Origin of the sequence: Caballeronia sp. INML3B, from assembly GCF_023631305.1 — a bacterium.
Classification (GTDB): domain Bacteria; phylum Pseudomonadota; class Gammaproteobacteria; order Burkholderiales; family Burkholderiaceae; genus Caballeronia; species Caballeronia turbans.
In genome coordinates this window covers 101,938-121,063 of sequence record NZ_JALQDI010000012.1, presented here as the reverse complement: position 1 = coordinate 121,063, position 19,126 = coordinate 101,938, and the positions used below count along the sequence as shown (strand labels likewise).

25 protein-coding genes are annotated in these 19,126 nt (G+C 61.8%); 16 read left to right on the top strand and 9 right to left on the bottom strand.

What is annotated here, in order from left to right; translation table 11 throughout:
* Positions 1 to 173 precede the first annotated feature (173 nt).
* Positions 174 to 461, top strand: coding sequence for a transposase (locus NCS58_RS08790; RefSeq protein WP_250538259.1), 288 nt, complete (start codon positions 174 to 176; stop codon positions 459 to 461).
* A gap of 96 nt (positions 462 to 557) precedes the next feature.
* Here NCS58_RS08790 and NCS58_RS34450 read toward each other — a convergent pair whose 3' ends face one another.
* The gene (locus tag NCS58_RS34450; protein ID WP_409241816.1) at positions 558 to 938 is read right to left on the bottom strand and encodes a Rap1a/Tai family immunity protein; all 381 of its coding nucleotides are present in this window, start codon (positions 936 to 938) and stop codon (positions 558 to 560) included.
* 21 nt (positions 939 to 959) lie between these two features.
* On the bottom strand, positions 960 to 1,733 hold the full coding sequence (locus NCS58_RS08785) for a DUF4062 domain-containing protein (protein ID WP_250538258.1): 774 nt from the start codon (positions 1,731 to 1,733) through the stop codon (positions 960 to 962).
* Positions 1,734 to 2,275: 542 nt separating this feature from the next.
* Here NCS58_RS08785 and NCS58_RS08780 point away from each other — a divergent pair.
* From NCS58_RS08780 to NCS58_RS08720, 13 genes are all read left to right on the top strand, one after another.
* The gene (locus NCS58_RS08780) at positions 2,276 to 2,881 is read left to right on the top strand and encodes a recombinase family protein (protein ID WP_250538257.1); all 606 of its coding nucleotides are present in this window, start codon (positions 2,276 to 2,278) and stop codon (positions 2,879 to 2,881) included.
* A 107-nt stretch (positions 2,882 to 2,988) separates the two neighbouring features.
* Positions 2,989 to 3,582: a hypothetical protein gene (locus NCS58_RS08775; protein ID WP_250538256.1), complete on the top strand. Its 594-nt coding sequence runs from the start codon at positions 2,989 to 2,991 to the stop codon at positions 3,580 to 3,582.
* Positions 3,583 to 4,419: 837 nt separating this feature from the next.
* The gene (locus NCS58_RS08770) at positions 4,420 to 4,704 is read left to right on the top strand and encodes a hypothetical protein (RefSeq protein WP_250538255.1); all 285 of its coding nucleotides are present in this window, start codon (positions 4,420 to 4,422) and stop codon (positions 4,702 to 4,704) included.
* Positions 4,705 to 4,903: 199 nt separating this feature from the next.
* Positions 4,904 to 5,074 carry a hypothetical protein gene (locus NCS58_RS08765; RefSeq protein ID WP_250538254.1) on the top strand — a complete coding sequence of 57 codons (171 nt, stop codon included), beginning with the start codon at positions 4,904 to 4,906 and terminating at the stop codon, positions 5,072 to 5,074.
* A gap of 31 nt (positions 5,075 to 5,105) precedes the next feature.
* Positions 5,106 to 5,303, top strand: coding sequence for a hypothetical protein (locus NCS58_RS08760; RefSeq protein WP_250538253.1), 198 nt, complete (start codon positions 5,106 to 5,108; stop codon positions 5,301 to 5,303).
* Positions 5,304 to 5,356: 53 nt separating this feature from the next.
* The gene (locus NCS58_RS08755; protein WP_250538252.1) at positions 5,357 to 5,782 is read left to right on the top strand and encodes a hypothetical protein; all 426 of its coding nucleotides are present in this window, start codon (positions 5,357 to 5,359) and stop codon (positions 5,780 to 5,782) included.
* Positions 5,783 to 6,029: 247 nt separating this feature from the next.
* Positions 6,030 to 6,512, top strand: a complete 483-nt coding sequence (locus tag NCS58_RS08750) for a hypothetical protein (RefSeq protein ID WP_250538251.1) — start codon at positions 6,030 to 6,032, stop codon at positions 6,510 to 6,512.
* The gene (locus NCS58_RS08745) at positions 6,505 to 6,801 is read left to right on the top strand and encodes a hypothetical protein (RefSeq protein ID WP_250538250.1); all 297 of its coding nucleotides are present in this window, start codon (positions 6,505 to 6,507) and stop codon (positions 6,799 to 6,801) included. Before NCS58_RS08750 ends, NCS58_RS08745 begins: the two co-directional genes overlap by 8 nt.
* A 23-nt stretch (positions 6,802 to 6,824) precedes the next feature.
* Positions 6,825 to 7,016 carry a hypothetical protein gene (locus NCS58_RS08740; RefSeq protein WP_250538249.1) on the top strand — a complete coding sequence of 64 codons (192 nt, stop codon included), beginning with the start codon at positions 6,825 to 6,827 and terminating at the stop codon, positions 7,014 to 7,016.
* Positions 7,013 to 7,585, top strand: coding sequence for a hypothetical protein (locus tag NCS58_RS08735; RefSeq protein WP_250538248.1), 573 nt, complete (start codon positions 7,013 to 7,015; stop codon positions 7,583 to 7,585). Before NCS58_RS08740 ends, NCS58_RS08735 begins: the two co-directional genes overlap by 4 nt.
* A gap of 10 nt (positions 7,586 to 7,595) precedes the next feature.
* Entirely contained in the window at positions 7,596 to 7,847 is a 252-nt protein-coding gene (locus tag NCS58_RS08730) for a hypothetical protein (protein ID WP_250538247.1), read from the top strand.
* A 29-nt stretch (positions 7,848 to 7,876) separates the two neighbouring features.
* Positions 7,877 to 8,797, top strand: coding sequence for a hypothetical protein (locus tag NCS58_RS08725; RefSeq protein WP_250538246.1), 921 nt, complete (start codon positions 7,877 to 7,879; stop codon positions 8,795 to 8,797).
* Positions 8,798 to 8,873: 76 nt separating this feature from the next.
* Entirely contained in the window at positions 8,874 to 11,195 is a 2,322-nt protein-coding gene (locus tag NCS58_RS08720) for a hypothetical protein (RefSeq protein ID WP_250538245.1), read from the top strand.
* A 54-nt stretch (positions 11,196 to 11,249) separates the two neighbouring features.
* Here the strand turns inward: NCS58_RS08720 and NCS58_RS08715 are convergent, their stop codons facing one another.
* Entirely contained in the window at positions 11,250 to 12,287 is a 1,038-nt protein-coding gene (locus NCS58_RS08715; protein ID WP_250538244.1) for a site-specific integrase, read from the bottom strand.
* 123 nt (positions 12,288 to 12,410) lie between these two features.
* On the opposite strand from NCS58_RS08715, the gene NCS58_RS08710 reads away from it, so the two are divergent.
* Positions 12,411 to 12,872, top strand: coding sequence for an HNH endonuclease (locus NCS58_RS08710; protein ID WP_250476734.1), 462 nt, complete (start codon positions 12,411 to 12,413; stop codon positions 12,870 to 12,872).
* A 293-nt stretch (positions 12,873 to 13,165) separates the two neighbouring features.
* Here NCS58_RS08710 and NCS58_RS08705 read toward each other — a convergent pair whose 3' ends face one another.
* Complete coding sequence (locus NCS58_RS08705) at positions 13,166 to 14,188, bottom strand: site-specific integrase (RefSeq protein ID WP_250538243.1); 1,023 nt, start codon at positions 14,186 to 14,188, stop codon at positions 13,166 to 13,168.
* Positions 14,189 to 14,237: 49 nt separating this feature from the next.
* Here NCS58_RS08705 and NCS58_RS08700 point away from each other — a divergent pair, with 49 nt between their 5' ends.
* Positions 14,238 to 14,462 carry a hypothetical protein gene (locus NCS58_RS08700; protein WP_250476732.1) on the top strand — a complete coding sequence of 75 codons (225 nt, stop codon included), beginning with the start codon at positions 14,238 to 14,240 and terminating at the stop codon, positions 14,460 to 14,462.
* Positions 14,463 to 14,540: 78 nt separating this feature from the next.
* Here NCS58_RS08700 and NCS58_RS08695 read toward each other — a convergent pair whose 3' ends face one another.
* The 5 genes from NCS58_RS08695 to NCS58_RS08675 all read right to left on the bottom strand — a co-directional run bounded on the left by NCS58_RS08695 (position 14,541) and on the right by NCS58_RS08675 (position 19,072).
* The gene (locus tag NCS58_RS08695) at positions 14,541 to 15,005 is read right to left on the bottom strand and encodes a DUF2147 domain-containing protein (protein WP_409219270.1); all 465 of its coding nucleotides are present in this window, start codon (positions 15,003 to 15,005) and stop codon (positions 14,541 to 14,543) included.
* An 88-nt stretch (positions 15,006 to 15,093) separates the two neighbouring features.
* Positions 15,094 to 15,882 carry a 5'/3'-nucleotidase SurE gene (surE, locus tag NCS58_RS08690; protein WP_250490089.1) on the bottom strand — a complete coding sequence of 263 codons (789 nt, stop codon included), beginning with the start codon at positions 15,880 to 15,882 and terminating at the stop codon, positions 15,094 to 15,096.
* 85 nt (positions 15,883 to 15,967) lie between these two features.
* Positions 15,968 to 16,210: a hypothetical protein gene (locus tag NCS58_RS08685; RefSeq protein WP_061121107.1), complete on the bottom strand. Its 243-nt coding sequence runs from the start codon at positions 16,208 to 16,210 to the stop codon at positions 15,968 to 15,970.
* Positions 16,211 to 16,404: 194 nt separating this feature from the next.
* Positions 16,405 to 17,304, bottom strand: coding sequence for a DUF1571 domain-containing protein (locus NCS58_RS08680; protein WP_250490088.1), 900 nt, complete (start codon positions 17,302 to 17,304; stop codon positions 16,405 to 16,407).
* A gap of 16 nt (positions 17,305 to 17,320) precedes the next feature.
* Positions 17,321 to 19,072: an AMP-binding protein gene (locus NCS58_RS08675; RefSeq protein WP_250538242.1), complete on the bottom strand. Its 1,752-nt coding sequence runs from the start codon at positions 19,070 to 19,072 to the stop codon at positions 17,321 to 17,323.
* Positions 19,073 to 19,126: the final 54 nt, after the last annotated feature.

The window sequence follows — 19,126 nt, the reverse complement described above, 5'->3', positions numbered from 1 at the left end:
GCGACCCTTGCATCAGCAAGCCAGCCTCACGACTCTAAACACTAAACCCGCTGTTGCACTTCATCCTTGAAACCGCCTGGCTATTTCAAGATTCGGATCACTCCGATTTGCCGGCTTTCGGGTACTCGGTATCGTCGATGCCGGTTATGAGTCAGCAAATTGGAGAAATTACCGTGAAGCCCTACCGCGACATGTCCGACGAAGAATGGCAGATGGTCGCACCGCTGCTTCCCGAACTGCGCCCCCGTCTGGAACTGCGGGGCCGGCCGCTCGCCAACACCCGCGCCGTGCTCAACGGTGTGCTCTGGGTGATGTACAGCGGCGCGTCGTGGTCCACGCTGCCACGCAAGTATCCGTCGTATCAGACGTGCCACCGGCGTTTCAAGACGTGGCACGAATCGGGCGTGCTGTTGCGCGAGCCTTGTGGCGCGGGCCTCGGCGGGCGCGGGCGTAGGTTCTGACTGGGGTTTTGCAGGCTAATTGTCCCAGTAGTGTCCCAGCAATTCAAGAACGTCGAGTGTCCAATGCGCGTCGCGGTACATTGGGGATGCCATGAACTATTGGCAGGGGAATGCCTTAGCGAGAGCGATCATCGTTTCCATACGACCGCTCTCATGCAAATGTTCTGGATTGTCTCGGAGCCATTTCGTCACGATACGGACGAGTTGGTCATTGGAAATCCCGTTCGCGGGCAGACAGATGGCCGGTTTCCCGTACATGCTAGATGTCAGACCTACCGCGTCGAGAAAGCCCGAGAGATAGCCTATGCACCAAAGTGATCCGGCGAGTTCTGCGTCTGACAGTTGTCCGCCATCCTGCTGCTTTACTGTCGCGCTGCAAGCGCCAAGAAGGTCTTCGCCGGATGGCCCGGCTGAACATGCATAGGTGTGCCACGACAGTAGAGAAACGAGTATCGCGCAGCGAGTAAGGACACGCATCATCGGTTTGTCCTAAGTTGGCTAAGCGTTCTTCTTTAGGAATTCGGCGACTTCGACTTCCTTAGTCTTAGGGAAGACCCAACCGCCGAGCGGACTGTTCCATCTTCCTTTGAGTTCTTTCAAACCTTCCTTCAATCCCTTGGTATTCCCCTTGACAATGAATGACCGTACCTGACCGTCCTTTTCATAGTCCTCCATGTAGACGCTCTCGCCCTTCAGCACCTTCTTCAATGTTGCGGCCTTCTCACGAGCGGCTGCTTCTGATGGCCGTGCGATTGGAGTTCCTGATGTAAGAAGTTTTACATTAATCGACAACTGGTTGAACAACTGTTCTTTGAAGTCTGTAATGTTCGAATAAGCACCGGTAAGTCCGATCTTCTGCATCTTTCCTTCGAACTCTTTGAGCGCCTTGTACTGGTCGATGTCAAGTTTCGTAGGGTCAATGCTGCGGGAGGAGAAGTAAACCATCACCGGTCTCTCGTGTTGAATAAACCATTCAATCTCTTCCGCCGTACCACTCTCACTGACGCCCGTCGGAGAACCGAGTCGGGTCCAGAAAACGCCGATCGCCATGTCGCAGGTGGTGACCAGTTGATCGTTGATCACGCCCTGTGCGCGGTTCCCCATGAGAGGTGCTGAGTGAGTTTCCCATTTCACTGGCAAAAGAACCACGTTGATCGCTTCCGAGTTAACGTTGTTCCAGCGTGCGATAACCTCGGGTATCGCTTCTCGCTCTTCCGTCACGTCTCCGGGGCTTGCGACCAGAACCTTGAACACTTTTGCATCGAACGCCATAAAGATTAGCTCCATGAATGTAGTTGTGGTTTTCTACTGACGTATATTGTGAGGGCGGCTATGTGCTTTGACAACGTGCCCTTGTAGCGCCTATGGACGCTGCCCTGAGCCGTCTCCCTAGGCTGCTCGCTCAGGCACCTCCCGGCCCAATTTTGCTTCACCTATTCGCGGGCACTTACGCCGCCCATGCGCGCCCACACGCCCCCGTACGCCCGCGTGCGCGTTTTATTAGAGCGGGCGCTCGCGCATGTAGGCACCTCTGAGTAACCGCCGCACGGCAGGTGACAGCCCACGCCCTGCGGCGAGCTTCGGCCAGCCGGTGACAGTGACCGGTCGAACAGCCGCCACGCATGCCTTCATCTCCCTGAATGAATCGCGCCGCACCTGCCGCAGAATGCGCAGCGGTCGGATCGAGAGCCAGCGACAGTGCACGAATGTTCAAAGTTATGTGCATGCCTGCAACTAGATGCACGAAAATTCTTGACTCGGTAATTTCATGCATGCACATTGATCGCTCAAATGATTCGTGCAGGGAGCGCACAATGGGACGAGAGGACGGACGTGTATTCGCGTACTGCCGTGTGTCCACGGTGGAGCAGGACACAGCCGCACAGGTGGCCGAGATTCGAAGGGCGAGGGACGTGCAGGACAAGCGCATCGTGTGCGAGAACATCAGCGGCGCTGTACCGGCAGCAGAGAGGCCATTGTTCGCGAAGCTGATGGACCGCCTCGAAGAAGGGGACACGCTGATCGTCACGAAGCTGGACCGACTGGGTCGCAACAACATCGATGTCCAACAGACTGTAGAACGCCTCCAGCAGACCGGCGTGCATCTGTTGTGCCTACAGCTAGGTGCGGTCGATTTAACGTCACCAGCGGGCCGCTTGCAGCTTCAGATGATGGCCGCGTTCGCGGAGTTCGAACGGGCGCTGATTGCGGAGCGTATGACGGCGGGCCGCATCGAGGCGAAGGCTAAGGGCGTGAAGTTCGGGCGCAAGGCTGTGTTTGACGAGGCGACGCGTGCAGCGATCCGGGCAGAGTTCGAAGCAGACCGCAACGTGTCCGCGCTCGCCCGAAAGTACGACACGAATCGAACCATGATCCAGCGCATCTGCGCGGACCTGCGAGAAGGAGGAGCAGCCGAATAGGGCGCTGGCACCGCACACCGTAGCAACCCGGCCTATCCGCCAAGACCGACCGGGCAACCCTTGAACACGCGGGCCAGCGCGCTCGCACGATACCGTAAAAGACCATCATGAACCAGAACAACAATGCAGGAACCTTCAATCCGTCCATCACGCGCAGCATGCCGCACGACGCGTACAGCGAGGGCGCATTCTTCGCTGAAGTCGATTGGGCGTGGCTGATGTCGATTGGCGAGGAGCCGACCGCCGAAGAAGCCGAGATGATGGGCCATCGCCCGTCGAGCATGGCCGAGCATTGCGCGATGTCTTGGGCGTTCGTGTCGCGGGCAGTCTTCCCGGCATGGCGGGGCGACAGGGAGGCGCAGATGGAGTTCTATGACGGCTATGAGGGCCGGGCGACGGAGCTTGCTGACGCTGGCGAGGCAGGGTACGAAGTGCTTGCCGAGGCCGGTACGGTCGCAGATACGACGGGCTGGAAGCTTCAGGGCGAACCGTGGACGGCTGACGCCAGCGACGGCGAGAAGGCGCTGCGGGCGCTACGGGCAGCGTGGGCTGGCGCGGCAGCTTGGCACGCCGTAGCCGAGGCGACCGGCGAGAAGCACACCGAGCTTCGGGCGATTGAGGCGCTGATCCGGGCTGAGGCCGCTGGCGAGTGCGCGCTGGGCTGCCGGTACGTGGCGGCGAGCGCCGAATACGCACATTAATGATTCCAACACCTTCATCGGCTCCGCGCTGGTGAACGGCATCCAGTAACCGCGTAAGCCCCGTCCAGCAAGGCGGGGCAATTACGGACGACTTGAAAGACACAACAACTAGGGATTCAGTCAATGGCACAGGACTATCTCGTGCCGTGCGGCTACGGCTTTCGATCCGGCGCAAGAGCGCGCTCAGGCCCGCCACCCTCGGAGGGCTTTGAACTAGCGTTTCGTTCGGTACTTCGTCTGAATTCCAATATACCGAACGAGGATTCGATATACCGCTTGACAGCCTGAGGTAGCGATGACAGAATCCTTCCCGTGCAGTACTGGACAGGCGAGAAGCAATTCTCCCGAACCGCACCGGTACTGAGGACCGCCCGAGACATCGCACTCTCGGCGCGGTAGGAAGGCGGGTTCTATGGCTTATCGAGATTGCCAATGTTGGCGTTTCGGTGGGTCGCAGAACCCGCCTTTTGTCGTTTACGGCCCCCGCATCGGCGGGCGTGCGGTAGCAGGACCGGGACAGGCTGATTGAGGCCGACCGAGGCAGCAGTGGGGAGTGCAGGCCGCAGTAGGGGCTACCGCTTCGATCCACATGGCGACCAACCTTTTTACAGGGCGTTCATCCGAGCGTCCTGCAACAAGGTAACTTTACAGCGGAGGATTATGACGACACGTAGGAGGCCGGGACAGCGAGCGACAGCGAGCGAAGCCCAAGGCCGATACGACTTGGCCGCAGACAAGCGAGTCCGTGCAGATGCCCGATTCAATGGGGTATCTCTCGGGCAAGCGTCGAAGTCCATGCGGCGAGGTCAGGTACAGCAGATGGACGGAGCATCGTTCATGGCGAGGGACGTATGCAGTCTGATTCCGAACGACACGCCGACTCCTTTTGAGGAGGCATTGCTTGCACAGAGGCGCGAGCAGCGAGCCGAGGGCATCGTGGATGCGAGCGTGCGCAGGATGGTAATCGCGGACGCGATCGACGTGGTGGACGGTGAGATCGAGCGGGCGAAGCGAGCGAGGCACACCGGCAACATCGTTGCGCTGGTCCAGGCAATGGAGAAGCTGCCGAGGTATCGCGTCCTGAATATGGTCGGAATTGAGCCGTCGAACGTTCCTTTCTAGAAGGCCTCTTATCGCCGCCGAGGTTGCCCTAAAGGGATTACAGCGCGACAAGGGTTTGCGGGTAGCTGCTCAAAATGTAGGCAGCTAGCTACGCGGGCTAGCGGTCTGTCCCTTTAATCGCAATCACCTTCGTTGCCTATTTTTTGAGCAACGAACAATTCAAAGCCGATCCGGTCAACTAGTGGAAGGGAGGTTCAGCATGAATGCACGACGCCGGTATCAAGCAACGGCAGGCTTCCGTTGTGATCTGAAAGACAGAAAACCAGTTCTCACGCCGAAGCAGCTTGAGGATCAAGCGCACACGGAGCGCATCAAGGAGGCGCGAGAAGCCGAGGCTAGCTTCTCGCTACCGTCCAACCTGAATAAGTGACGCCCGCTCCGGGCGTCCTACGGAGAGCAATATGAAGACCATCGTTCACCCTTTGGAGCACAACGTCGAAGCACGCGCCTACTATGAGTCGCTGGCGCGGCGGGCGAGCAAGAGCGGCGTCTGCACATGGCGTGAAGTCGTTGAGCAGCTTACCGGCTCGCTCCCGACGTATGCGGCCCGTAAGTACAAGGCCCGCGAGAAGGCAGCAGTGAAGGCAGTCCAGCAGTAACCATAGGCTAGCTCGTGGCCTCCCGCACGAGCAATTAATAAGGAGTGTTAATCATGGCAGGTGGAGCAAGAGTGTTTCGGAATGATGCGAGCGGCAATGAGGTCCAGCAATTCGGCGGGAAGCTGCCGTCTCGCGGGCACGGCTCGCCACTAGGTCGTTCGCGTCTCAGCGGCGGGACCGGTGCCGCAGTCACGCATGACGAGCAATTGGAGCGCGTGCTCACCACGATGTACGGCGTGAACCTCTATGAAGACCCGATCCGCTTCGCGGAGCTTAACGGTCTGACAGTTTCGGATCAAGCCAGTATCGACGCGGTACACGAATCTCCAGACATCGTGCGCTCCGCAATCGTGGACATGGGCAAGCAAATGAGCATGGCCCGCGCAAGCAATGGTCGCGTACGAGCGACGACCGCAACAGGCAGCGATTATCGCGGTCGCAAAGCGATGTTCGCCATCGCGCCGCATCTTCTGCGCTGAGGGTCGCTTGATGGAAAGAGTCCCGACGCACATCGACGGCGAGCCGATCCCCACTGAACTGCGCGTCCGAATGTATGAGGAGGCGTCCGCACGTCACGCCGCTGCGTTCCGAGCACGAGTCGGCGCGGGCCAGCCTACGGCTCTGGAAAGAGCAGCAGATAGAAGCGCTGGCGAACAGCCCGCGAATGTATGAGCACAAGCCCGGATGCTCTCCGGGCATCCAACCAACAGACTAAAGGAGTAACACATGGCAAAGAAGACCGAGAACCAATTCCCGCTGCCCACCACTGAAGTGGAGGCACGCGACCGTTTGATTCACCTTGGCGGGATTATCCGCGACGCTGAACCGCTGGTGGCACAGTTGAAGCGCCTGCAAGCGGCGGGCGAGCTTCTGCAAGCCGCCGCCGCCGAGGCGGCATTCATCAATGAACACCTCGAAGGTATTCGCGCTGCCGACGATGATCGCGCTGTCCGCGAGTACGAGATCGCCGACATCACGCTAGTAGGCGACGCTCGCAACGGCGGCATGCCCTCTTTCACCGTGCATGGCACCCATCGCGGAAGTCCGATCCAGCAGCCCTTGAACAATCAAGACCGCATCTTCCTGCTTGCCGTGGCACGCTGTCCTGGACTGATCCCGGCTGCGGTTTTGCAGCGCGATCCGGCCGACCCTCATAACGCGCTCATCAAGCACAGGGCCGACCATGCGCGGGGCTACATCAATGGCTAAGTTGACGCCTAACCAAATCCGTACCGCTCGCGTCGGCAATAGCGACGAACGCTTCAATGCTACGGCTGCGCGTATCGGCGTGCATCCGTCTGACGTTCACCGCGCCATGACCTACGAGAGTTTGACGCCCGACGAGCGGGCCACAGTTCTCGACCGCTTCATGTCGGGCGACCGAATCGGAGACATTGCGAATGACCTCGGCAGCACGCAGACGGCTGTGCTGAAGACCGTGCGCGGCGCGCTGATCCACGCCCGCACCGCTGCTGTGCTGAATGGGGCCGCGCTGTGATGTGCCGCACTGGATCGGACCGGATGCTTATTACGCGCTTGTTCCTGTGCGGCGCGAGTATCGCGACCATCGCAGCGACCGTTGACATCGAACCCAGTGAGGTAGAGGCCATTCTGAGGCTGGCCCTCGTCTTCGCGCAGGTGGAACAGGCGATGACGCTCCCGCAGGCCGAAGGCGCCCCCGGCATTGCCGAGTCACTGGCGGCGATTCCGTGAGCCTCCCTCGCGGCGCACGTAAGAAGCGAGCGCTTACCGCTTGGCACATCGCGCCGTACGCGGCGAAGCTGACTAGGCGGCACCGCGACATCGCGAGAATTGACCACGCCTTCGAGCGCGATCTGCGCGAGCAGACGCGCTACCCGACCCGCATTGACGCGCTGATAGCTGGCCGCACATGGTTCGACGGCAGGCTGTGCGCAAGGTGCGGCACGACCCGGCGCAGGGTGTACGACTCCTCGTGCTGGACATGCCAGCGGAAGCGCACGCCCTTCGAGACGGACGTCCGAGGGCGCTGCGTCACGCGGTGGACGGCGAACCAATCCCGCGACGGCTATCTGGCGCGACAAGACGAGCGACGGCGCGAGCGGGCTGGCGAATCCGTCGAGTACCGCAGTGGTGAATGGTGCGCTCGGCAATACCCGACAGGGCGGCTCGCGGTGCGCTGTCCTTCGCTCCACATCGACAGCGAGGATTTCAACAGCGTTCCCGGCTGGCGCATCCTTCAGCTTTGCGAACAATTCCCCGACCTGATCGCTGTGCTTCGGCTCGCGGGCTGGTCAATCTAACGAGAGAACAATGAGCATTAACTACATCGGAGAGCCTTGCCGGATGCCGTCAGGCCGGACGCTGGTGGAACTCGCAGCCGAGGCGAACGAAGACGCTCGCAATTCGGCAGAGGGCGAGATGAAGCTAGCTCAATTCATGGGTCTAGTAATCATCCGACCGGGACATCCGGCGCGGTCTGAGGTGCTGACTTATCTGGCGCAGTTCGGGCGAGGCGCAATGCTCGGGCTGATCCCAGTGATGGCCTCTCCAACAATTCATTAAGGGAGAAACTTATGTGTCAATTCGTACAGATGATCGCGGGTGCGGCTAGCGGTGTCTATCAAGGCACGATCCTGAATGCGCAGAACAACGCGCAGTACACGGTGGACTCTGCCAAGACCGACGCGGCCAACCTGCTCTCGCAGGATCAAGCGGATAATGCGAACAAGCTCCGCGAGGCCGGTAACGGCTTTGCGGCGGCGCAGGCGAATCTAGCCAACACGCAACGCTCGATCAGCAACAACATCAAGGCGTCGGCGGCGGGCGCGCAGTGGAACACAGCACAGGTGAACCAAGGTCGCGTGCTCGACTCGATGATTCGCGGCAACGTCGAGCAGCAGATCCAAGCTGCACAGACGCTCGGCGCGATCAACGCCGACAACGCGGCGCGAGGCGTAGGCGGCTCCAGCGCCGACATCATGCGAGCCACGATGAAGGGTCGCAATGCGCGGCTCGGCGTCAACCAGACGACGAAGATGCAGCAGGTGTCGTTCGACGCCGCGATGCAGAACAGCGGGCTGCGCTCGAATCTCGTCATGTCGCAGGACTACGGCGCGACGGTGGCGAATATGAACTACCAAGCAGCGATCCCCACAACGTACATCAAGCCCGCGAAGGCTCCCGACCTCACAGTTCAGCAGATGGCGCTCATGGGCGCAGCGGGTGGTGGCGGCTTCAGCCAGTTCCGCAATGGCGGCGGTGGCGGTACGTCCGTTGGCTACGGTAGCGACAACAGCAACGGTAGCGGTGGTGTGGGTCAGACGAACGGCTACTCGTCCAACGCGGTCATCAACGGCGTGAACTCAGTGGGTGACACATGGACGAGCACAAACGCAGGCGGCGGCAACAGCTACGGCTTCAGCAGCGGCCAGTCCAGCAATGACTGGAATCTCGGCGGCAGCGACAGCAGTAGCAGCGGCGGCTTCAACTTCACATTGTCGGGCGACGTTTGATGGGTAGCCGCTCGCTCTTGGCGCGATAGCCCGCCGTCTTAATGCTCTACCCAACAGACTAACGATAAGGAATACTATGGGAATCAATTTCAGTCTCGGCAGCGACGGCGGTGTAGTCGTCCAGCAGCCCAGCGGAACGAGCGGAAGCTCCACCTCCTTCAGCGGCGGTGGTTCGTACGCTCAGCAGTCGAGTGGGCAGGTAGCACAGGGCGGCGGCGGTATCGACGCACTGGCGAATGGTATGCGGCGGCAGGGCGTGCTCGGATCAGGCATCGACATCGACAGCTTCAACAAGCTGACGCAGGGCATGATCCAGCCGTACATCGACCGCGCCAAGAAGGAGCAGTACGCCGAGGGTATGGCACAGGCATCGCAGGGCAAGTCGCTTATCGAGATCGAGAACGACCAGCCGTGGTACACGAAGCTGTACGGCCCCGACGCCACGGTGCAGGGCGCGCAGATGTTCAACGTGAACGCTGCGATGAACGATGCGCAGACGCAGTTCATGCAGGCCATGCCTCAGTTGCGCGAGAAGTCACCGGATCAGGTGCGGGCGTACGTCGTGCAGAAGATGTCCGAGGTGCAGCCGACAGGCGACCAGTGGACTGACGCGATGGTGCAGCAGAAGCTCGCGGAGCAGATGCCGCAGATGCTCTCGCAGCACATGCAGCAGTACGTCCAGTTCACGCAGGAGCAGAACTACAACGGCTTCACGAACATGGCGACGACTGCGGCGAAGTCCATGCAGACGACGCTCGGTGCGAATCCGAACCTCACTGACGATGACGTGGCACAGGCCCACGAGAACTTCAGGCAGCAGATCGCTCGACCGGAGAACATGGACCTCACCTCGTACCAGCGGGCGCTGCGTGACGTTACGGTGTCCAATGCAATGACCGGGAACTGGCAGGCGGTGCGTGCTATCCAGCAGCAGCCTGAGTACCAGTCGCTCGATGCGAGCATGAAGGCTGAACTTGGCGACAAGATTCCGCGCCTCGAAGCGCAGTGGGCCATGAAGAACCCCGACAACGTGAAGGGTCTGGAGGACGTTCACACGCTGGAGTTCCGCATGACGCAGGGCATCAGTCCGTATGCTACCTCGACGGAAGGGCATGCAGCCGCGATTGCTCAGATGGAGAAGGTGAACGCGGACTGGAAGCTGAAGAACGGTGACGCCACAGTTCCCTTCACGCCTGAGAAGATGACCGAGACGTTGCAGAAGATGGACGTGAACAATCTGCGGCAGCAACGCGTTTTGCAGCGAGCGCAGTTAGGGTTGCTCAACTTCGAGCAGGGTCAGACGATGGTCGCCAACGCGTGGGCCTCGGACAATCCTGAGTCGCTGAAGGGCATCCCGATCCCCGAAGGCGCGCATGTGTCGGTGCTGAATGGCGCATGGCAGGACGCGCTGAAGGCGAAGCTGGCGAACGGCGAGAACGATCCGACGTGGAACACCTTCTGGCAGCACGCCAGCGCGAATGCACGCGACAAGGACATGCAGCCACCGATGCTCCAAGGCTACATCAACAGCACGATGGGCACGCTGTTCGACGGCACCGGCCCTGCGACCGCGCAACAGCGCGACGTTATCGGCCTCGCACAGAAGCTCCGCGAAGGACCGGGCGGCGCAGGCGCGGTGAAGGCGTACTTCGGTGATAACGCCGAGTCGGTGCTCTCGATCCTCGACAGCGGCGCGGACATCACGGACCCGCAGCAGTTCGACATGCTGCGCACGCAACGCAATCGCGGGCGACTCGCGCAGGCGAACGCAGCGGACAAGAAGGAGGCGCTGTCGTACGTGAACGCACAGTCCGGCCCGTGGTGGAACCCGTTCCGTCAGGGCAACCTCTCGGCATGGGACATCAGCGACGGCAACAAGCAACTGCTCGCAGGCAAGATCGCTGATCGCATGGCGGCGAAGAAGGCCGCGTTCGGTTTGTCCGACGAGGACGCGAGCCGCATGGCGTATCAGGAAGTCGTCGGCTCGGCCACGGCTGTGCCCGGCGCGCTGATCCCGGAGGACAAGGGTCGGTGGGGACGCGGCGAGGGATTCAAGGACTTCGTGGCGAAGGTTCCCGGCGCGACCGCCTCGCAGGACTCGAAGCTGTATCAGGACTCGATGCGCGAGGAGATCGCTGATCTCGCACGCGAGGCAGTCAAGGGCAAGGGCGCTGACATGGCGAACTTCAACCCTGACGACTATCACGTTCAGTGGGGCACCTACATCGGCGGCGGGCACCTCAACCTCAACCTGATGCGCAAGGGCGACCACGCGCCGCTGAACATCACAGTCGATGCGGCGAGCTTCGGCAAGCGTATGGCGAAGAAGTCGCTGGACTCGTCTTACGGCAACAAACCCGGCGATGTACTGGGCGACCCGGTAGCGGGCGTCTTCTAATCTAGCGCGGTGCAGCAGCGGCTTCTCACGAGGCTGCTGCCGCGCCAGCGTTCTCTAGTCGAGCTTGCGAGCTAGATCGCGTACTTGCAGGTGGGTGTACCGACGAAGCATCCGCACGTCCTGATGGCCGGTGATGCTGGCTACTTCCATGACGGCTAGTCTCTTCTCGAATAGCCGCGACGTTGCCTCATGCCGGAGATCATGAAAGCGTAAGCCCTTTATCTTCGCTCGCTCGACAGCGCGTCGGAATGCGAGTTTCAACGCGTTGGCGGTAAAGCCCGGAAAGACGCTGCCCTTCAACTGAGCGCCTTCGGGAGAGTTCGGACGTAGCTCTTGCAGCACTGCGACTGCCCGCCGAGACAATGGGATGCCGCGAGGCTTACCAGTCTTGGTGTGTACGAGTTGGACGGACGGCTCCGACAGGAAGACGCGCTCCCACGTCAGCCCAATGATCTCGCTTCGCCGCATCGCTGTTTCCAGCGCGAGGATGACGATAGGTCGGATGAAGGGACTCCACGTTTCGCTGCACGCGGCCAGCAACGCAGCCTCCTCTGCGGGCGATAGGCGACGCTCGCGAGGCAGTCCTTCTCGCGGCATCCGAACTCGTTTGAACGGGTTAGGGTCAATGTTCACCTCCCACTCGTTCCGGGCGATCTCGACTACATGGGAGAGCAGGTTTTTGTCTCGCCTCACTGTCGATCCGCTAACGGATTTCAGTCTCTCGTTGCGCCATTCCGCGACGCGTGCGCCATTCAGCGCCCCGACTGGACATGCGGCGATGCTGTGTTTCAGCAACCCTCGCATACGGATGGCCTCCTCGCCAGAAGCGTCCTTCTGCGGTGACACCTCTTCCAAATAGCGGCGCATGAGATCACCGAACAGCAAGTAGCGGGAGTCGCCCTCGGACGCGATGCGCTTGTTGTGTCCCGCAGCGCGCACAGCAGCGATGCGTTTCTCTAGCGCGGCTTCCTGTTCTGCGACCCAAGCTGCGGCCTCGAAGCGATGGCGAAATGTCTGCGATAGCGAGGGAAAACCACTGCGGCGAATCTTGCCCGTCCAGTTGCCGTTCGGACGTTCCTGAAGCGTACCCATACCTTGCTCTCCGATAGTTGATCGAATGCAGGTGCAGGCCGGTCAGTGTCGCGTGCCACTCAGCGGAGACAGTGTGACACGAGGTTCAGGACTACATCAACACCAAACCTTTAAGGAGAATATGTGACGTTAAATGAGATCAGAAGCCGGAGCATCGTCAGTGAGCAGGGCTGCTGGATTTGGCAAGGCCCGCGCAGAGACAACGGATACGGGCGGGCCTATCACAGAGGCCGATGGATCAATGCGCACCGGCTTTCGCTGATGCTGGCGCGTGGTTGGCCGGAGGACGGTGAGTACGTTGAGGCGGCTCATGGTCCCTGTCATAACCGGCTATGCTGCAATCCGGTGCATTTGAACTGGAAGACGAGGAAGGAGAACGCGAAGGACCGACGCCGCGACGGTACAGAACTCATCGGCGCACGTAACGGCAATTCGAAGCTGGCTGAGGAGCAGGTGCGCGCTATCCGTGCGGAGTACGTGCGCGGCAGCAAGGAGTACGGCGGCGCAGCGCTCGCCCGCAAGTACGGCGTGAGCGAGTCGCTTGTCTCCTTGATCGTGCGGCGCAAGCATCGGACGTTCATCTAAGGAGGGCGGCGCGAGCCGCCTTTCGATGCGCCATCTGTTGGCGCGGGCGTCAGCCGAGCGAGGCGAAGCCGACGCGAGCCGCGCAGGCCGGAAGACCGCCCACGATGTAGACTGATAGCAAAGAGGAGAGGGCGAACATGCAACCACCCGAACTGAAAGAAGGACAATGCCTATGCCCGCGCTGTGGCGGGCGAGGATTCCTAGACGCTCTCATGCAGCAAGAGTGCGTCCGATGCAAGGGCAGCGGCGCGGTATCTCAACCCGCCAGCAGCCCGCCCAACCGATAAGCGCAGTCAATCGAGCTTGGACAGTAGGTGATCCATAGACAGGTGACTGTACCGGCGAAGCATCGAAAGCGTCTTGTGGCCCGAGATTGAACCGACTTCCATCACGTTCAGCCCGCGCTCGAATAGCCGCGAGACAGCCTCATGTCGCAGATCGTGGAACCGCAGTTCGTGCATCCCGGCCTTGTCTCTGGCCCGCATGAAAGCGTGGCGCACTACGGTCGCAGAGACGTGCAGGAAAGGCCCGTCAGCAGGTTCGCGGGACCACTTGTAAATGCGGGCATCTCGCATCGTTTCCAGTACCTGGACAGCCCGCCTAGTGAGTGGCACACCTCGCGGCTGACCGTTCTTCGTTGTTGGCAGGTACGCGACCCGCCGCGCCGTGTCGATTCTCTCCCACGTTAGCGCAAGCATCTCGGACTGCCGCATGCCCGTCTCGATGGCGAGCACTACGAGCGGCAGCAGGTACGGCGCACGAGCCGCCTGACACTCCACGAGCAGCCGTTCTTCCTCTCCCGGCGCGAGCCGCCTGTCCCGAGCTTCGTTTTCATCCGGCAACCTGATCCATGCGAGCGGATTCTCAGCCAAGTACAGCCCTAGCTCCTTCCTGCCGTATTCGATGGCGCGACGCATCACGAGGAGTTCGTGCCGCACTGTCGAGCCGCTGACGGCGCGCAGCCGATGGTCACGGTACGCAACGAGCGCCGAGCGGGTGAGGTTGGCTAGCGAGAACGCCGTGACCGGCTGACGCAATAGGAATTTGACTCTGTAACCTTCCTGCTCACGGCCTTTCTGACGTGGCACCGCTTCCGCGAGGTAAAGCCTGAGCAGATCGCGGAGCATGGTGTCCCGAGCGTCGCTGTGATCGACCGCATGACCCTTGTCGTATTCGGCCTCGATGCCTCTAGCCCATACCTCTGCCTCGGGGCGCGAGGCGAATGCTTTGCTCTGAGACGGGAAACCTTTCCTTCTGACCTTCGCCTGCCATTTGCGTGCAGGTGCGTTGTCCGGTCTATGTGTGATCGTCGCCATGTCGGTGTCCCAGTAGTGTCCCAATGGAACCCGGTCAGAAGCTACAGCCTTGCTGGACGCGGCCCACAGCGCTTTTCCGTATCGGCGTTTCAAGACATGGCACGAATCGGGCGTCCTGTTGCGCGTGATGACACAGTTGTTCGGGCCGGCCGGAGAATCGCTTTATGCGTTGATGACATCCCGCATGCGCGTGCCGCCGGAGTTCAAGCTCGAGAGCGCTGAGTTGCCTGTAGTAGTGCAAGCGGACGAGGCGCACCAGCGTCGCGCCGCATGATCGACTCGGGCGCACGCGCGAAATGAACAAAGCCGGTCGCAGACACACCTCTTCGAGCGGCTTTGTGCTTTTTGAAACCTATTGCTGACGCAGCCAGGTCTGCGAACGCCCCAGTAACGACACGCCGATATACCCTCGCACGACGAGCTTCTGCCCGCCGTCTTCCATCTTCATCCTGCACTTGTAGAGCTTGCCGCTCTCGGGGTCGAGAATCTGGCCGCCGTCCCACGCATCGCCGTTCTGCCGCATGCCGGTGATGATCGTCATTCCCTTGACCAACTGATCCTTGCGCTCGTCGGTGCAGGCCGTGCAGCGGCGGTCGGGATGATCGAACTCGCCGATACCGCGCACGACTTTGCCGGACAACTGGCCGCTGCCGTCGTCGACGATCTGGATGATCGCTTTCGGCTTGCCGGTCTGATCGTCGATGGTTTGCCAGGTGCCGACGGGCGTTGCCGCTTGTGCAAACACGCTCATGGCAAAGGTGGCGCAAAACGCGCCGAGCGTCACCCGCGCGCCGCGCGAGCCGATGGAACGGGTCATGTCGTCTCCTTGTCGTGATCGCCCGAGCATACGAGAAAGCGATCGATCCCGTCTGGGAGGAAACGTTCTAGCGGCGCGCATTCACCACTCAGGCGCCGCCTTTCAGACCCGCTTCGAGTGTCGCGAAAGTGCGCTCGTCGGTGCGATCGAAATGCAGCGGCGTGACCGAGACGCGGCCGGACGCGACCACCGCGGTTTCACTATCGGGCGAATTCGGGCGCGGGCCGCGCTCAAAGCGCAGCCAGTGATATTCGATGCCGCGCGGATCGACGAGCGGCAGCACATCGATGCCTTCCACGAGGCCGACGCCTTGCCGCGTCACGGTGAGCGGACCGGCGGCGGACGCGTCGCAATCGGGGAAGTTGACGTTCAGGCAGGTGGGCGCATCGTGGGAGATCGCGAGCAACTGGCGGATCACGCCCGGCGCGAGCGCGCGCGCCGTATCCCAGCGCACGTTCTCGCGATCGGTGAAAGCCTGGCTGAGCGCGATCGACGGCAGGCCGAGCAGCAGGCCCGTCATGGCGGCGCCCACGGTGCCGGAGAACATCGTCTCCACGCCGAGATTCGCGCCGCGGTTGATGCCGGAGAGCACGAGCGTCGGCGGCGCGTCTTTCATGATATGACGCGCGCCCATGACGACGCAGTCGCCCGGCGTGCCCTGCACGCCGTAGCGCCGCTCGCCCTGGCGCGACACGCGCAATGGCGAATGCAGGCTGATGGAGTGCGACGTGCCGCTCTGATCGTGCTCGGGTGCGATGACCCAGACTTCGTGCGCGAGTTCGGCGGCGACCGCTTCCAGCACGGCGAGGCCGGGCGCGTCGATGCCGTCGTCGTTGGTGATGAGGACACGCTGCACGATGGGTGAGAGGGCGGACATCGCGAATCACTCCTTGGTCGATGATGAAAAGTATCGACCGATTATTACAGAGTTCGCGTATTCGGGCGTCCCGCGGCCCGACGCCTTACCTGACGCCCAGGCCGCGCAGCACGGCGTTGCCGTCCTCGGTGAGACGCACTTTCGGCGCACCGGTATCCGGCGACACGATCTCGACATAGCCGTATTCCTGCAACGAAGCAACGTCGGGCGTCGCGGCCATCGCGTCGATAGGCGCGTGCAACAGCAACAGCAGTGTGGCGATTTCGTGATGGCTCAGAAGCCTTTTGATGGCTCGCACGGGTGCGGAGGCCGGACGGCGGAGGTTCATGAAAGATGTCCTCAGGTTTGCATGACGATGTGCGGCGCTCCCGGCTATTGCCTGCGCGCGGATCTTGATGTCGATGGAGTGCGGGCAGGTTATCGGCCGACTCTTAGGCGAAACTTAAAAATGGGCGGCGCGCGGTGCGACGCGTTGTTACATTCGATGTCACGAAATCAGCGGGCATTTCATTGGCGTGCCGATCAGAAGCGATAGTCGGGATTCTTCGGGTCGAACGTCAGATCATCGAAGGGTTTGACTTCGATGCGCTCGAACACGACGCTTTCGAAAATATTGCCTTCGTTGTCGTACGACTCCAGCGTGCGGAAAACCGGCCGCTCGAGGTCGAGTCCGAGCACTTCCTTTTTCGCGTAGAAACCGGGCTGTCCCTCGGGCGTTTCATACGTGAGCGCGACGACGCGCAGTCCGTCGACGGTCTTCACCTCGATATTCGCCGGCTTCGTAATCCCCGCTTCGGCGAATCTGCGCCCCTCGTCGATGAAGCGCTGCGTGACCGCTTCGATACCGAGCTCGCGAATCGAATGATTCGACTGCGCACGGGCGAGGGCGCCGTTCACCGACGCCCACATCGGCACGACGCCCAGAAAGCCGCCGAGATGACCGTAGAGCTCGTCGGGGCGCTTGGAATGGTCGTAGATGACTTCCTGGCCCGCATGCGCGCCATCGGGCAGCCATTTCGCGTAGATGCGCAACGGCTCGCGCGTGACGCGCACGAGCATGTGATCCGCGCGCCTCGGCCACTTTCCCTTGATGCGCTCGCGCCGGCGCATCGTGAACTCGCAGGACTGGAACTCGTGCAGGCCTTCCTGCAAGTAGCGCGGCAGCGTGCGCGCGTCGAGCGAGTGAAAGAGGGCGACGAGTTGCGCGTCGTCGAGTTTCGCGAGCGCGCCGCTTTCGGCCGCGTGCGACAGCCATTGCGCCTGCTGCTCGACGCCCAGATCGCCGACGCGCGCGGCGTCCTCCGTCGTGTCGGCGCGCGCGGGCGCGGGCACGAACACGGCCGCGAACGCGATGAAGAAACACAACAGGCCCGCGCACGCGAGCCGCAAGTCCGAAGCCCGGCGGCATCGCGCACGCGGCATGAACATCTCCTAAAAGTCAGTCTTGCGATTTCCGTGCTTGCGATTCGGCGTCGCGCAGTTCGCGCCTGAGCACCTTGCCGATCGTTGTGAGCGGCAGCGCGTCGCGAAACTCGACGTAGGAAGGCACCTTGTAGCCGGTCAGGTGTAAACGGGCGAACTTCAACAGTTCTTCCACCGTGAGCGCGTCGTCGCGGCGCACGACGAACGCCTTCACGCGTTCACCCGTCACCGGATCGGGCACACCGACCGCGGCCACCGCGCGCACTTTCGGATGCGCGGCGAGCACTTCCTCGATCTCGTTCGGATACACATTGAAGCCCGACACGATCATCATGTCCTTCTTGCGGTCGATGAGCCGGATGATGCCGCGTCCATCCATCACGCCGATGTCGCCGGTCGCGAGCCAGCCCTCCGCGTCGATGGCTTTCGCCGTATCCTCGGGACGGTTCCAGTAGCCTTTCATCACTTGCGGGCCCTGCACGCAGAGCTCGCCCGGTTCGTCGACGTTCGCCCATGTGCCGTCGTCGCGGCGCATGCGCACGAGTGTCGACGGCACAGGCACGCCGATGGTTCCGTCGAATTCGCTCGCGCCGCGGGCATCGAGCGGCGTCGCGGCGACGAGCGGCGAACACTCCGTGAGGCCGTAGCCTTCGACGAGCGTCTGGCCCGTCATCGCCCGGAAGCGCTCGGCGATCACGCGCTGGGTCGCCATGCCGCCCGCCATCGCGAGCTTGAGCGCGGAGAAGTCGCGCCGGCGGAATGCGTCGTTGTCGATGAGCGCGCTGTAGAGCGTGTTGAGCGCGGTGATCGCCGTGAAGTTTTCGTGACGCAGCGCGCGCATGAGTGCGCCGATGTCGCGCGGATTGACGATCAGCACATTGCGCGCGCCGATCGCGAGAAAGGCGAGCGCGTTCACGGTCAGCGAATAGATGTGATAGAGCGGCAGCGGCGTGACGATGATTTCCTCGCCGTCGACGAGCCGTCCGCCCGCCCAGGCGAGCGCCTGCAGCAGATTGGCGATGACATTGCGATGCGTGAGCATCGCGCCCTTCGCGACGCCCGTCGTGCCGCCGGTGTATTGAATGAACGCGATGTCGCCGTGACCGACTCTCACCGGCTCGAACTTCTGCCGCGCGCCGCGCGCGAGCGCCTGCGGCAGGCGGACCGCATCGGGCAGCGCGTAAGCGGGCACCTGCTTTTTCACGTGACGCAGGAACAGATCGATCGCGCGGCCTTTCACATTGAGCCCGCTGCCCAGCAGATCGCCGAGCCCGGTTACGACGATATGCCGCACGCGCGTGCCCGGCTGCGCGTCCTGCACGGTCTTCGCGAATTTCTCGAACACGACCACCGTCTGCGCGCCGCTGTCCTTGAGTTGATGGCTGAGTTCGCGCACCGTGTAGAGCGGATTCACGTTGACGACGATCGCGCCCGCGATCAGCGTGCCGAAAAGCGCGACGGGATAGACGAGCGTGTTGGGCATCATCAGCGCGACGCGATCGCCGGGCTTCACGCCGATGCTCTGCAGATATGACGCGAACGCGCGCGCCTTCTCGCCGAGCGCGGCGAATGTCAGCTCGGAGCCGAGACTCACGAAGGCGACGCGATCCCGAAAGCGCTCGACGCACTCATCGAAGAAATGCGCAAGCGAGCGATAGCGCGAGGGATCGATTTCGTGCGCGACATCGCGCGGATACGACGCGTACCAGATGCCGTCCGTCGCGTGCGGCTTGGACGCCCCGCGCGGCGCTGTCTGTCCCGGGCTCATGTGGTGTCTCCGTTGGCGCGATCCGTTTTCGTCGAACAGCGCGCCTTATTTTTG

Bases quoted from the DNA above. Each gene is read 5' to 3' on its own strand.
- NCS58_RS08765 (WP_250538254.1), top strand. From the start codon at position 4,904: ATGAATGCACGACGCCGGTATCAAGCAACGGCAGGCTTCCGTTGTGAT.
- NCS58_RS34450 (WP_409241816.1), bottom strand. From the start codon at position 938: ATGCGTGTCCTTACTCGCTGCGCGATACTCGTTTCTCTACTGTCGTGG.
- NCS58_RS08730 (WP_250538247.1), top strand. From the start codon at position 7,596: ATGAGCATTAACTACATCGGAGAGCCTTGCCGGATGCCGTCAGGCCGG.
- NCS58_RS08750 (WP_250538251.1), top strand. From the start codon at position 6,030: ATGGCAAAGAAGACCGAGAACCAATTCCCGCTGCCCACCACTGAAGTG.
- NCS58_RS08725 (WP_250538246.1), top strand. From the start codon at position 7,877: ATGATCGCGGGTGCGGCTAGCGGTGTCTATCAAGGCACGATCCTGAAT.
- NCS58_RS08785 (WP_250538258.1), bottom strand. From the start codon at position 1,733: ATGGCGTTCGATGCAAAAGTGTTCAAGGTTCTGGTCGCAAGCCCCGGA.
- NCS58_RS08715 (WP_250538244.1), bottom strand. From the start codon at position 12,287: ATGGGTACGCTTCAGGAACGTCCGAACGGCAACTGGACGGGCAAGATT.
- NCS58_RS08770 (WP_250538255.1), top strand. From the start codon at position 4,420: ATGGCGAGGGACGTATGCAGTCTGATTCCGAACGACACGCCGACTCCT.
- NCS58_RS08675 (WP_250538242.1), bottom strand. From the start codon at position 19,072: ATGAGCCCGGGACAGACAGCGCCGCGCGGGGCGTCCAAGCCGCACGCG.
- NCS58_RS08685 (WP_061121107.1), bottom strand. From the start codon at position 16,210: ATGAACCTCCGCCGTCCGGCCTCCGCACCCGTGCGAGCCATCAAAAGG.
- NCS58_RS08760 (WP_250538253.1), top strand. From the start codon at position 5,106: ATGAAGACCATCGTTCACCCTTTGGAGCACAACGTCGAAGCACGCGCC.
- NCS58_RS08755 (WP_250538252.1), top strand. From the start codon at position 5,357: ATGGCAGGTGGAGCAAGAGTGTTTCGGAATGATGCGAGCGGCAATGAG.
- NCS58_RS08720 (WP_250538245.1), top strand. From the start codon at position 8,874: ATGGGAATCAATTTCAGTCTCGGCAGCGACGGCGGTGTAGTCGTCCAG.
- NCS58_RS08695 (WP_409219270.1), bottom strand. From the start codon at position 15,005: ATGACCCGTTCCATCGGCTCGCGCGGCGCGCGGGTGACGCTCGGCGCG.
- NCS58_RS08745 (WP_250538250.1), top strand. From the start codon at position 6,505: ATGGCTAAGTTGACGCCTAACCAAATCCGTACCGCTCGCGTCGGCAAT.
- NCS58_RS08705 (WP_250538243.1), bottom strand. From the start codon at position 14,188: ATGGCGACGATCACACATAGACCGGACAACGCACCTGCACGCAAATGG.
- NCS58_RS08780 (WP_250538257.1), top strand. From the start codon at position 2,276: ATGGGACGAGAGGACGGACGTGTATTCGCGTACTGCCGTGTGTCCACG.
- NCS58_RS08740 (WP_250538249.1), top strand. From the start codon at position 6,825: ATGCTTATTACGCGCTTGTTCCTGTGCGGCGCGAGTATCGCGACCATC.
- NCS58_RS08775 (WP_250538256.1), top strand. From the start codon at position 2,989: ATGAACCAGAACAACAATGCAGGAACCTTCAATCCGTCCATCACGCGC.
- surE (WP_250490089.1), bottom strand. From the start codon at position 15,882: ATGTCCGCCCTCTCACCCATCGTGCAGCGTGTCCTCATCACCAACGAC.
- NCS58_RS08680 (WP_250490088.1), bottom strand. From the start codon at position 17,304: ATGCCGCGTGCGCGATGCCGCCGGGCTTCGGACTTGCGGCTCGCGTGC.